General features: G+C 66.5%; 10 protein-coding genes, 1 tRNA gene and 1 other RNA gene. 8 read left to right on the top strand and 4 right to left on the bottom strand.

Annotated features, from left to right (window positions below):
- Positions 1-95: 95 nt before the first annotated feature.
- Entirely contained in the window at positions 96-2516 is a 2421-nt protein-coding gene (locus tag VC212_RS03080) for a DUF3772 domain-containing protein (RefSeq protein WP_323514577.1), read from the bottom strand.
- Between the two features lie 351 nt (positions 2517-2867).
- Here VC212_RS03080 and VC212_RS03075 point away from each other — a divergent pair, with 351 nt between their 5' ends.
- Positions 2868-3209: an HPF/RaiA family ribosome-associated protein gene (locus VC212_RS03075; RefSeq protein ID WP_323514521.1), complete on the top strand. Its 342-nt coding sequence runs from the start codon at positions 2868-2870 to the stop codon at positions 3207-3209.
- A gap of 441 nt (positions 3210-3650) precedes the next feature.
- Here VC212_RS03075 and VC212_RS03070 read toward each other — a convergent pair.
- Positions 3651-3727, bottom strand: a tRNA-Arg gene (locus tag VC212_RS03070).
- Positions 3728-4021: 294 nt separating this feature from the next.
- Between VC212_RS03070 and ubiA the strand changes: the two genes are divergently transcribed.
- A complete protein-coding gene (gene ubiA / locus VC212_RS03065) occupies positions 4022-4921 on the top strand; it encodes a 4-hydroxybenzoate octaprenyltransferase (RefSeq protein WP_323514522.1) in 900 nt (299 codons plus the stop codon).
- Between the two features lie 770 nt (positions 4922-5691).
- On the opposite strand, the gene VC212_RS03060 is transcribed toward ubiA, so the two are convergent.
- Entirely contained in the window at positions 5692-6417 is a 726-nt protein-coding gene (locus VC212_RS03060; protein ID WP_193553172.1) for a ComF family protein, read from the bottom strand.
- A 49-nt stretch (positions 6418-6466) separates the two neighbouring features.
- Here VC212_RS03060 and bioB point away from each other — a divergent pair, with 49 nt between their 5' ends.
- Positions 6467-7507, top strand: a complete 1041-nt coding sequence (gene bioB, locus VC212_RS03055; RefSeq protein WP_323514524.1) for a biotin synthase BioB — start codon at positions 6467-6469, stop codon at positions 7505-7507.
- Between the two features lie 205 nt (positions 7508-7712).
- Positions 7713-8918 (top strand): 8-amino-7-oxononanoate synthase, encoded by a 1206-nt coding sequence (gene bioF, locus VC212_RS03050; RefSeq protein WP_055853344.1) that lies wholly within the window; start codon positions 7713-7715, stop codon positions 8916-8918.
- Between the two features lie 4 nt (positions 8919-8922).
- On the opposite strand, the gene VC212_RS03045 is transcribed toward bioF, so the two are convergent.
- Positions 8923-8998, bottom strand: a non-coding RNA gene (locus VC212_RS03045) — sX9 sRNA.
- 348 nt (positions 8999-9346) lie between these two features.
- Here VC212_RS03045 and VC212_RS03040 point away from each other — a divergent pair.
- From VC212_RS03040 to bioC, 4 genes are all read left to right on the top strand, one after another.
- Complete coding sequence (locus VC212_RS03040; protein ID WP_323514525.1) at positions 9347-9730, top strand: hypothetical protein; 384 nt, start codon at positions 9347-9349, stop codon at positions 9728-9730.
- A gap of 28 nt (positions 9731-9758) precedes the next feature.
- On the top strand, positions 9759-10520 hold the full coding sequence (gene bioH, locus VC212_RS03035; RefSeq protein WP_323514526.1) for a pimeloyl-ACP methyl ester esterase BioH: 762 nt from the start codon (positions 9759-9761) through the stop codon (positions 10518-10520).
- A gap of 44 nt (positions 10521-10564) precedes the next feature.
- Positions 10565-11347, top strand: coding sequence for an SDR family oxidoreductase (locus VC212_RS03030; RefSeq protein WP_323514527.1), 783 nt, complete (start codon positions 10565-10567; stop codon positions 11345-11347).
- Between the two features lie 211 nt (positions 11348-11558).
- Positions 11559-12443 carry a malonyl-ACP O-methyltransferase BioC gene (gene bioC / locus VC212_RS03025; RefSeq protein ID WP_323514528.1) on the top strand — a complete coding sequence of 295 codons (885 nt, stop codon included), beginning with the start codon at positions 11559-11561 and terminating at the stop codon, positions 12441-12443.
- Positions 12444-12592 lie beyond the last annotated feature (149 nt).

Below are 12592 nucleotides of genomic sequence, written 5' to 3'. Positions count from 1 at the left end.
AGCGCGCTGGCGCGCGATGCAGCGTTACCGGCGATGTCCAACACATGCCGGCACACGTCTACGTCACGCACGTTAAGCGGGGCGCACACTCCGCATCACTGCGGCGCTGACGACGCGTCCTCGCCACCATCGCGTGCCACCGCCACCCCAGCACGACTGAAGCGGATTTCCTGCGGCGACTGCAGCGCAATCCCCACCGTCTCCATCCGCTGCAACAACGCAAAGAACAGCTCGCTGCGCACGCCATACGAATCGCGCGGGCTGCGGACGTAGGCGAACGAATTGAAGTTGACATGGCCGCCGGCCAGCGAGTCGATGAACACCGACGGCGCCGGCTCGGCCAGCACCTTGGCATGCTCGGCGAACAGTTCCAGCAGCATGTCGCGCACCTTCGCCACTTCGGTTTCCAGCGGTACCGAGAACTGCAATTGCACCCGCCCCATCGGATTGGACAGGGTCATGTTGCGCACGCTTTTGGTGATCAATTCCGAATTCGGCACGATCAGGGTGGAGCGATCGCCGACCTGGATTTCGGTCGCACGCACACTGATCTTGCGCACATCGCCCTCCTGGTCGCCGATACGCACCCAATCGCCGATTTTCACCGGCCGCTCGGCCAACAGGATCAACCCCGACACGAAGTTCTGCGTGATCGCCTGCAAACCGAAACCGATACCCACCGACAATGCGCTCAACACCAGCGCCAGCCGCTTCAGATCCAGGCCCAATGCGGTCAGACCCCACACCACCACGATCAACCAGCCCAGATAGCGCGCCACCGTGCTGATCGAGTTGCGCGCCCCGTCATCGAGCTCGGTCTTGGGCAAATAGGTATTGAGCAGCCACTGCTGCACCACTTGCACCAGTCCCATGCCAAGCAGGAACACGCACAGCGCCCGGAACACATCGCCGGGAGTGATCACCAGTTCCTTGCCGATTGGGATGCCGTGCGCGATGTTCTCCGCCCAGTCGGTGACCACGTTGATGTTGGCGCCATAGGGCGTCAACAGCACCGCAATGCCTAACAGCACCAGCAACACCCGCGCCGCCGCCGAGATCAGCAAGCCCAGCTGTACCAGGCGTCCGCTCCCGATGCTGAGCGCGTGCGACAGCGCGCGGCTGAAGCGTCCATCCGGCTTGAACAACCAGGTCATCAGATCGTCGGCAAAGATCACCAGCAAGCCGAGCAGGCTGCACACCAAGGTGATCCAGATGATCTGCCGCTCTACGAACAAGGCCAGATTGAGATAGCCGAACAAGGCCGCGATCAACGCGAAGATCACCGCCAGGTGGCCCAACAGGCGGATCAGCACGATGAAACCGCCACCGCGCGACACCACCGGCGGCGCATCGCTGTCGGGATCGGCCACGCCTGCATTGGCCGCATGCGCACGCAACGACAGGCTCAAGCCAGCCAATGCCGACAGGATCAACCCGGCGTACAGCAAGGCGGCCAGCGCGTCGGTGGCCGTGAGCAGCGCGCCGCTGCTGCCGGCCACCTCGTTGGTCTTCATCGCCATGCCGCTGAACCAGATCACTGCCGCAGTGGCAAGACAATGCAGGCGCAGGCGATCGACAGTGGCATCGTCCAGCGGAAACAGGCGCCAGCTGGGCTGGTGTTTCATCAGCAGGCTGGCACTGAGCGAACCGACGAAGGCTGCCACCACACTGATGGCGACAAACCCGGTCAGCCATTGATCGAAATCCTCTGGCAGCTCGCTCAACGCGCGAATGCTTTCGGCCAGCACGAACGCCGCCACCCCCAGGCTCAGGGTACCGACCAAGAGGAACCACAGCGCCAGCCCGGAGCGCCGCAGGCGTCCGCCCGGCGCACGCGAGGCCGCGTAACGGCGCCCCAGGTGGCGCAGGAAAATACGCAGCGGGAGTGCCAGAAACAACGCGACCAAGGCCCCGGTGATCAACCCACCCACGCCGTTGGCTGCGGTTCCCGCCTGCACCACCTGCACCGCCTTGCCGGACAGCGCCTGCAGGCGGCCACGATCGTCGGGCCATTGCTGTGTGATCTGGCCCCACAACGCAGGCGACAGCGGCGAGGCGACCCGCGTGGAGAGCTTGACGCTGAAGCGCTGCACCCGCTCGCGTTCGAGCCGATCGGCCAGATCCTTGGCGTTGGAGACCAGCAGCGTGGCCTGGATGAACTCGGCATTTAACTGATCGCGCTCTTTGATCAACGCTTTGCGCTGTTTGACCAGATCGGCCGGCTCGTTTGGCTGCGCGATGCCGAGCCCCTCCAACCGTGCGTTGAGATCTTTGAGCGGCTGCTCCAACGTGCGTACCAGCTCCTGCGCCTTCCGCTGGGTGCCAGTGACGTCATCGGTCAGCTTGACGAGTTGCTCGGTATCGGCCTTGTCCATGCTCGCGTCGGCCTTGGTCACCACCTGCTGCATGCTGTCCAGCTGGGTCTTCGTACTCTCCAGCTGCTTGTCCTCGTCCTGCGCCGCCGCCGCGCCCACGCAGACCGTCCACAGCACGGCCAGCAACAGCAGACGCCGCACCACACCCCACGGAGCACTTCGAACAACTCGGAATTCGGACACAGGCAGGCATCGGACAGGCGCGGACCACCGCGGTGCCGGCATCTTAAGCCACTGCCTACAGCGCAGCCGATCGCCACTGCCACCCGGGTTCAGGCTGGCAGAGCTCGCCAGTGTGCAATGGCAAGACGCAATGGGCGGCTCGTCAGCGAAGGCAGCTATCACGCCAGCAGCCGCATGTGACGTGGCATCCCCGCATCCAAACCTGCGCATGAACGTTGTGCGGCTTGTCACCTCGCGGCAACAGTGCGCTGTCGCAGAATCAGGTCACCGCTGCGGCAGACGCAGCGGATGACCGCGAAGGAGAACTCCATGCAGATTCAGATCCAGACCGACAAGCACGTGCCGCATGACCCGTCCGTCGTGCAGCATGTCGAGAAGACCTGCACCGCCCAGCTGGCGCATTTCGCCAACGACATCACCCGCGTCGAAGTGCATTTGCGCGACGAGAACGGCCAACGCGGCGGCGCAGCGGATCGAACCTGCAGTATCGAAGCGCACGTGGCCGGCTTGCCGCCGATCGCCGCCACCAATAGCGCCGAAACCACCGCCTCCGCCGTCACCGGCGCGGCCCGCAAGTTACGCACCGCCATCGAACATGCGCGCGGCAAGCAGCACGCCAGGGCCACCGCACCGGCACCGGACAACCTCTGATTCGCTTCAAAGGCGGGGCGTACGCGCCCTGCCTTTGCGTGAGCCCACATCTGAGTGAGCCCAACGTCTGAGTGAGTCCAGCTTCGAGGCCTGTTCGGCGCACCACGTTCTTCGACACATGGCGTGGGAGCGATTCGCCGCAGGCTTGAGCGCAGTCCGCAATGGACGCCTCGCATGGCGCTCACCGGCGCACTAAGCGAAGGCCATCAGCGCTCACACACGATGACATCGGCCCACACTAGCGCTGCGAGGTAAACGTCCGGCTTCGCAGCGGTGCATCCGCGCTGCCGGGACAGAACATCACAAACTTCGACACCAGCGCTGGCGACATGCAGCGTCACTTGCGACGCAAAGGCGCTTAGAAACCGTAAGACCTGACCCCAGAAACGACTTCGGCCCGCTGCAATGGAATGCCACTGCAGCGGGCCGAACGATGCGATCTGGTGCGCCCGGAGGGATTCGAACCCCCGACCAATGGCTTCGGAAGCCACTACTCTATCCGGCTGAGCTACGAGCGCCTGGCCGCGCATTATGCCAGAACCCGTGCCACCCGCGTGATGCCTTGGGCCGCTGACGTCCGCAGGCCGCCCGGCGGGAGCTGTCCAATGTGTTCTGCAGACTCCCTCATGCGGAGCGCACGCTTGCCGGAGCAGCCGACACCCGACGCAGCCACCGAGCCTCACGCACATGGTGCTTCGCCCCAGTTCCGACCGCAGATGCATGTCCCCGTGTTGGCCGGAGTTCTTGCAGCCGGCACCTGCATTGCCGCATCCAGATGGCCGCATCCAGGGCGCGCTGCTACCCTTTGCAGCATGAGCAAGCATGGTTTCGAACAGGCACCCGCAGCGCCCGCGCTGACGTGGTCCGAGCGGCTGGGGCAATACTGGAAACTGGTGCGTGGCGACCGCCCGATCGGCAGCTTGCTGCTGCTCTGGCCCACCTGGTGGGCACTGTGGCTGGCCGCCGACGGCATGCCACCGTTATGGACGTTGTTCGTGTTCACCGCCGGGGTCTGGCTGACCCGCTCGGCCGGCTGCGTGATCAACGACTACGCCGACCGCTGGCTGGACCCGCATGTAGAGCGCACCAAGTCGCGCCCGCTCGCCACCGGCGCGGTGTCCGGGCGCGAAGCGCTGTGGGTATTCGTGGTGCTAATGCTAGTGGCGTTCGCATTGGTGCTCAGCCTCAACTGGCTGACCGTGGCACTGAGCGTGCCCGGCGTGTTCCTGGCCGCGAGTTACCCCTATCTGAAGCGCCACACCCACCTGCCGCAGGTCTATCTGGGCATGGCGTTCGGCTGGGGCATCCCGATGGGCTTTGCGGCGGTACAAGGCAGCGTGCCGTTGCTGGGCTGGCTGTTGTATGCGGCCAATATCCTGTGGGCGACCGCGTACGACACCTGGTACGCCATGGTCGACCGCGACGACGACATCCGCATGGGCAGCAAGTCCACCGCCATCCTGTTCGGCAAGTACGACCTGCTGGCGCAAGGTGCGCTCTATGCGTTGATGTTTGCGACCCTGGCAGCCGTCGGACTGCGCGCCGGCCTGGATGCAGCCTACTGGGCGGGCCTGGGCGTGGCGGCGGCGCTGGTGCTCTACGAATTCCGCATCGCCCGCCACCGCGAACGCGGCCCCTGCTTTCGCGCCTTCCTGCATAACAACTGGGTTGGTCTGGCGATCTTTGTCGGGATCGCGGTGGCGGTGCGTTAGGAGCGGGGATTGGGGATTGGGGATTGGGGATTCGTAGTTTGGGATTCGTAATTCAGGGTGTGGGCTGTGGGCTATGAGAGACGCTAAGGACCCTTGAATAACTCATGGCCCAGCGAGAGAGAGTTGCAATCCAGCCTAATCACGACAATCGCCGGCGCTTAAAATCAAACACTTGCGCGTGATTTAGTCTGTCCAAGGCATCGATCGGAAGCCTATGAAAAGAGTTGTTCAGAGCTTCCCTAAAGGCTGTGCGCCAGGCTTTCCGAGCAGGTGATCTCTTTCCACAACCGCGCTGATAGAACCCGCACCGACCTCTCCAGATAAGGCACAGAGTGATGAGGGCCATTCCGCAGGCGACAAGCCCCTCTCCTGCGGGAGAGGGGTTGGGGTGAGGGTACGGGCCGATGCAACAAGCCCGCACTCGCATCAGCATCTGCTTTTGGCCTCGGCTCGCTTCGCCCCTGTTTTAAGCGTTTTAAGCACGACAGCAGGCTACCGACACTCGCGTCTTCGCCTGTGATCGCGCTCACCGAGTGAAAAGAACGCCTGTCTACTACCCGAGAACCCAGGGCAGCGTCGCGCTAAAAGAACAGCACCCACCTGACCACCGCACCCGAAGCGAAAAACGCGTAACGCGCTGACCAACCGCACAGAGCGGCAAAGCGCCCGCCGGCCCGACCCCGTCGTCGTTGACCTAGCTTGCCACCACCTACGGCAGCCTTGCCTCAGCCCCCGGCCATCTCAACCACAGACCGCTCCCAGCCACACCATCACGGCACCCGCGCGCACACCCAGGCATCGACCCGCTGCACGCCCGCGCGTCGCAAGGCCAGCGCTGCCGCGTGCAGCGTGGCGCCGGTGGTCATCACGTCGTCCACCAGCGCCACATGTGCGGGCAAGGCGCCGCGTGCGATGAAGGCGTCGCGCAGATTGCGTTGGCGCTCGACGGCATCCAGCTCGGATTGCGGCGCCGTCGCACGCACGCGGCGCAGCAACGGCAAACACGGCAACCGCAGCGCGCGGCCCAGCGGTTTGGCCAGCTCAAGCGCCTGGTCGTACCCGCGCTGACGCAGGCGCTGCCGATGCAGGCTCACCGGCACCAGGGCCTGCGGCCGCGGCAACCGTGCGCAGCGCCTGGCCATCAATTCGCTGAGCAGTCGCCCTGCCGCCAGGTCTTGATGGAACTTGAAGCGCCGCAGCAATCCGTCCACCGGCCAACGATAGGTAAAGCACGCATGCACGCGCTGCAGCGGCGGTATCTGCTGCAGGCACTGTCCGCACAGTGCCACGCCATCGGAGGCGAACAGCTGGGTGGCGCAGCACAGACATGCATGGCCGTGCTCCGGCAATGCGGCCCGGCACGATGGACACAAATCGCAATCGGCCATGCCCGCTTCCGCGCAGACCAGGCACAGGCTCGGCAACAGCAGGCGCAACACCCGTTGCGGCCATCTGTAAACCGACCCCACCTCTTCAAAGTTGACAGCCTCTTCCATGCTCACCAGACTGCCTGGCTTCCAAGCCGCTGACTGTCAGGAAACTCCGATGTCTGTTGTCGTACGCCATGACTGGGATCGCAAAGAGCTGCAGGCGTTGTTCGATCTGCCGTTCCCCGAGTTGCTGCATCACGCGGCCAGCGTGCACCGCGCACAGTTCGATCCGGCGCAGGTGCAGGTCTCCACGCTGCTGTCGGTCAAGACCGGTGGTTGTCCGGAAGATTGCGCGTACTGCCCGCAAGCGCAGCGCTACGACACCGGCGTGACCGCGCAGAAGTTGATGGAAACCGAAGAAGTGGTCGCCAAGGCGCGACAGGCCAAGGCCGCCGGCGCCTCGCGCTTCTGCATGGGCGCGGCGTGGCGCTCGCCGAAGGAGCGCGACATCCCCAAGGTGGCCGCGATGATCCGCGAGGTCAAAGCCATGGGCCTGGAAACCTGCGCCACTCTCGGCATGCTCGACGCCGGCCAGGCGCGTGCGCTCAAGGACGCCGGGCTGGATTACTACAACCACAATCTGGACACCGCGCCGGATTACTACGATTCCATCATCCACACCCGCCAGTACCAGGACCGCCTGAACACCCTGGAGCACGTGCGCGATGTGGGCCTGAAGACCTGCTGCGGCGGCATCGTCGGCATGGGCGAGACCCGCGAGCACCGCATCGGCCTGCTGCTGGCGCTGGCCACCTTGCCGGCGCACCCTGACTCGGTGCCGATCAATCAGTTGGTGCAGGTCCCCGGCACGCCGCTGCACGGCACCCAGCAGCTGGACCCGTTCGAGTTCGTGCGCATGATCGCGGTGGCACGCATCGTCATGCCCAAGTCGATGGTGCGCCTGTCCGCCGGCCGCGAGGCGATGAGCGATGAGCTGCAGGCGCTGTGCTTCCTGGCCGGCGCCAACTCGATCTTCTACGGCGAAAAGCTGCTGACCACCGGCAACCCGGACACCGAGCGCGACCAGGCCCTGTTCCAGCGCCTGGGCCTGCGCCCGATGCAGATCACCGTCGACGCCGCCGACCACGATCACGATCACCCCGGCACCGTGCATGCGGACATCACCCGCGGCGCGGCGTGCGAGCACGCAGCGTGACGACGGCGCACGCCATCCAAGGATGAGCCTGCACTGCGCCCGGCCCTGCTGACCGCAGTAGGGCCAGGCGCGGCAGTAAACCGTTATGACTGGCAGCCCAAGCTCACCGGGCAGCCAACCCGCCCCCACCGGCCGTCGGTGCCGGCTGGGCGATGTGGCCGCGGCACGCTACGCTAGCGGCCCTTATCTGTTGTCGAACTCCCTCATGGCTCGCCCCGATCTGCACGAACGGATTTCGTCGCTGCGCAAGTTGCGCGTCGCCCAGGAACGGGTGCGGGTGCGCCGCCAGGTCGGCCGCCGCGATGGCGTGCGGCTGGAGATCGACGGCCGCTGGCTGACCGGTTTCTGTTCCAACGACTATCTGGGCCTGTCGCAACAGTTCGAAGTGGTTGCCGCCCTGCAGGACGCCGCCGCGCGCGATGGCGCCGGTGCGACCGCCTCGCATCTGATCTGCGGCCACCACACCGCACACGAAACGCTCGAGCGCGAAATCGCCGAGTGGCTGGGCTACCCGTCGGCGCTGCTGTTTGGGAGCGGCTTCATCGCCAATCTGGCCGTGCAGCAAGCCTTGCTCAGCGAAGAAGACGATGTCTGCGTGCAGGACCGGCTCAACCACGCCAGCCTGCTCGACGCCACGCGTCTGGCCGGCTGCCGGCTGCGGCGGTATCCGCATCTGGATGTAGAAGGCGCGATGCGCCAGCTCAAGGGCGCCCCCGAGGGCGCGGCGATGCTGGCCAGCGACGGCGTTTTCAGCATGGATGGCGATGTGGCGCCGCTGCGTGCCTTGAGCCTGGTGGCGCGCATGCAGGAGGCGCTGTTCTATGTCGACGATGCGCACGGCGTGGGCGTGCTGGGCCCGCAGGGGCGCGGCTGCGTCGCCGATGCCGGCCTGGGCGTTGCCGAAGTGCCGCTGCAGTTGGTGACGCTGGGCAAAGCACTCGGCGGCTACGGCGCGGTCGTGGTCGGCGAAGAAGCGCTGATCCGCCATCTGGCCGAAACCGCACGCCCTTACATCTACACCACCGCCCTGCCGCCGGCGCAGGTGGCCGCCACCCTGGCCGCGGTGCGGCTGGCGCGACGCGACGATTGGCGGCGTGCGCGCCTGGTCGAACTGATCGGCAACTTCCGCGATGGCGCGCGCCGGCATGGGTTCGAACTGATGGCCTCCGACACGCCGATCCAGCCGCTGCTATGCGGCGAGGAAGCCACGGTGATGGCGATGTCGGCCGCACTCGAACAGGCCGGTTTCATGGTCGGCGCGATCCGCCCGCCCACCGTGCCCGAAGGCAAGGCGCGCCTGCGCGTGACCTTGTCGGCGCTGCACACGCCGCAGCAGGTGCAGGCATTGATCGAGGCGATTGTGCAGGCGCGTGACGTGGTCAGCCGGCAGCCGCTGCGCGCCTCCGCTTAAGAGCGGCTAACACAACGTCGCGAGCAGTCGTCAGGTGGGTGTGGGCGGCGCAGAGGAACCGGAGTGTACGCGTGGACCATGCCGCATCGAGCACCGCCCACGCCCGCCTGGCGGTGAGCACAGTCGTTTTGTTCGCTGCTCTAAACCGTTGCCGGCAGCGCGCTCGTGCGCAACGCCGGACCGGCGCGGCCGGCGCCCGGACGCTCGATGTATCGCGCGAATGGTTCGATGCGTGCGTACTGTCCAGGCGCACGTGCCGACTGCATGCAACTCTGCGTCGGCGGCATTGGGCGCACGGCACATCACCGCACGCCTGATCAACCCACTGCGGCAGCGCTTCGACTCGAATGCAGCAACCAGAGTGTCGGCAGCTCCGCGCTGGTACCGCATCGCCCACGCCGGCAGTCACTCGGAACAAGTCCGCTGACATGGCAATGACCGCGCCCGAGACGCAAACCGCCACGCCGGCGCAACGCTGCGTCTGGGAAGCGCTGTCGCTGCTGTATCTGGACAGCGCGTGCGATGGCGACCACGCGCGCATTGCCCGGATCCTGGCCGCCTCGCCGTTTACGTTGCCGCAACTGCGCACGATGCTGCTGCACGAGGTGCACCCGGTGCTGATCGGCAATCTGCGCAGCGTAGCCGGCGTGTGGGAAGGCTTCGATCACGACTGGCTGGCGGCTGCGATCGCCACACAGCGCGCGCGTCGCTGGCGTTGGCCGGATCGTTGGTGCTGGCGCCGGTATGCACGCCAGCAATGGGCAGTGCTCGCGCCTGCGATCAGCGCAGTGCGCACACACGCTGCACGCTGAGCGCGCGCCAATCGGCGACAATCCACGCATGCATATCGATGTCATCGGCCACGGGCCTGCGCTGGTTCTTCTGCACGGTTGGGCGTTGCACGGCGGCGTGTTCGCACCGCTGGTGGAGCGGCTGTCGTCGCACTACCAACTGCATCTGGTCGATCTGCCCGGGCACGGTTTCAGTCGCGACGACACCACGCCGTTGGCCTTGCCGTACGTGGTCGCCGCGATTGCCGCGGCCACGCCGCCGGCAGTGTGGGTGGGCTGGTCGCTGGGCGGCCTGTTTGCCTTGCATGCCGCCGCCACCCAACCGCAGGTGCGTGGGCTGGCGATGATCGCGGCAACGCCGCGCTTTGTGCGGGGTGCCGACTGGACCGATGCGGTCGAGCGCGACGTGTTCGTGCAATTCGGCCAAGACCTGGCGCGCGATTACCGCGGCACCCTGGAGCGTTTTCTTGCGTTGGATACCTTGGGTTCGGCGCATGCGCGCGCCGAACTGCGCAGCCTGCGCGAAACGCTCACCGCACGCGGCGAGCCGGCGGCCGACGCCCTGCAACACGGCTTGCGCCTGCTCGAACGTACCGACCTGCGCCGCGCATTGCCGCAGCTGGCGCGCCCCAGTCTGTGGATTGCCGGGCAACGCGATCGGCTGGTGCCGGCCGCCGGCATGCACGCCGCCGCCGCGCTCGCGCCACACGCGCAGGCGCTCACCATCGCCGGTGGCGGCCACGCACCGTTTCTCGGCCATGCCGATCAGGTGGCCGAGGCGTTGCAACGCTTCGTTGCGTCCGTGCCGTGAGCAGATCGCCGATCATGCGACTTCGCTGATCGAGGACACATCGCATGGATCTGGGAATCGCCGGGCGCTGGGCACTGGTCTGCGCTGCCAGCAAAGGGTTGGGCCTGGGCTGCGCCCGCGCGTTGGCGCGCGAAGGCGTCAACGTGGTGATCGCCGCACGCGGCCGCGCTGCACTGGACGCGGCCGCCGATGCGTTACGCGCACTACCCGGCGGCGGAGACGTGCGCAGTGTCGTGGCCGATATCGCAACACCGGAAGGACGCGCCGCCGCGCTCGCAGCCTGCCCGCAGGTCGACATCCTGATCAATAACGCAGGCGGCCCGCCACCGGGCGATTTCCGGCAGTGGGAACGCGAGGACTGGCTGCGCGCGCTGGACGCCAACATGCTGGCGCCGATCGAACTGATCCGCGCCACCGTCGATGCCATGCGTGCGCGCCGCTTCGGCCGCATCGTCAACATCACCTCCAGTGCGGTGAAGGCGCCGATCGACATCCTGGGCCTGTCCAACGGCGCACGTGCCGGCCTCACCGGCTTCGTTGCCGGGCTGGCGCGCAGCACGGTGGTCGACAACGTCACGCTCAACAATCTGTTGCCCGGCCAGTTCGCCACCGACCGCCTGCGCGGCAACTTCGCCGCCATCGCGCAACAGCAAGGCAGCACCGCCGACGCGGTCGCCGCGCGCAAGCAGGCCGCCATCCCGGCCGGGCGCTTCGGCGAGCCGAACGAATTCGGCGCGGCTTGCGCGTTTCTGTGCAGCGCGCAGGCCGGCTATATCACCGGGCAAAACCTGCTGATCGACGGCGGCAGTTATCCGGGCACGTTCTAGCGCACCGGCCATGCGGAGCTTGTGGCAACCGCGGACGACGTCGCGGTTGTTTTCGGCCACGACTCGGCTTGTCGAAACACATTGCTAGTTCATTGCGGTCGCCACGCAGTCGCTGGCAGAGCGACCGCTCGCAGAGTTCTCCAGGCCGATTGCCACGCCGCACCACGCATCGATTCCCTCCGCCGCGCCCACGGGCGACAATAGCGTCGTCATGAACAGCACTTTCGATCCCCGCCACGTCCGCCGCGCCTTTGCGCGGGCCGCCAACAGTTATGCCGCCGCCGCCGCGTTGCAGCGCGAAGTGGAAACGCGCCTGCTCGAATCGCTCGATTACCTGGGCGAGCAGGTGCCCAAGGTGGTGCTGGATGTCGGCGCCGGCCCCGGCCACGCCAGCGGCGCGATCAAGAAACGCTGGCCCAAGGCGCAGGTGATCGCGCTCGATCAGGCCATGCCGATGCTGCGCCAGGCGCGCAAGGCCGCCGGTTGGTGGAAGCCGTTTGCGCAGGTCTGCGCCGATGCGCGCGCGCTGCCGGTGGCCGACGGCAGCGTGGATGTGATCTTCAGCAACCTGTGCCTGCAATGGGTGGAAGACCTGCCGGCAGTGTTCGCCGGGTTCCGCCGTGCGCTGCGGCCGGGCGGGCTGCTGTTGTGCTCCACCTTCGGGCCGGAAACCTTGATCGAGTTGCGCGACGCTTTCGCCCAGGCCGACACCGCCCCGCACGTCAGCCGCTTCCCGCCGATCGCGCAATTCGGCGATGCCTTGCTGATGTCCGGCTTCCGCGACCCGGTGCTGGACCGCGACCTGTTCACGCTCACCTACAACGATCTGCCCGCGCTGATGCGCGAGTTGCGTGCGATGGGCGCCACCAATGCGCTCAGCAACCGACGCGCCACGCTGACCGGCCGTGGCCGCTTTGCCGCTGCCAGCGCCGCCTACGAACCGTTACGGCGGCCAGATGGCGCCCTGCCCAGTTCCTGGGAAGTGATCTACGCGCACGCCTGGGCCCCGGCACCGGGCGCGCCCATCCGCGAGCGCGGCCAGGACATCGCCAGCGTGCCGGTGTCCTCCATCCCGATCCGCCGCCGCATCGACTGACCGCGCTGCGGTGCACATCGCCCGCCGCAGCGCGCCTGTGCCGGTGATACACAGCATTGCGCCGACGCCGATGCTGCGCCGGCGGGCTTTGTAGTGACTGCCGGTAGAATTCATTAATAAAGTGCCGCGATCCTGTGCTGGCCTACCCG

Origin of the sequence: Xanthomonas sp. WHRI 8932A (genome assembly GCF_035012785.1) — a bacterium.
GTDB lineage: Bacteria > Pseudomonadota > Gammaproteobacteria > Xanthomonadales > Xanthomonadaceae > Xanthomonas.
Note: the sequence above shows the minus strand (reverse complement) of the source record. Positions and strands in the feature narration are given on the sequence as shown.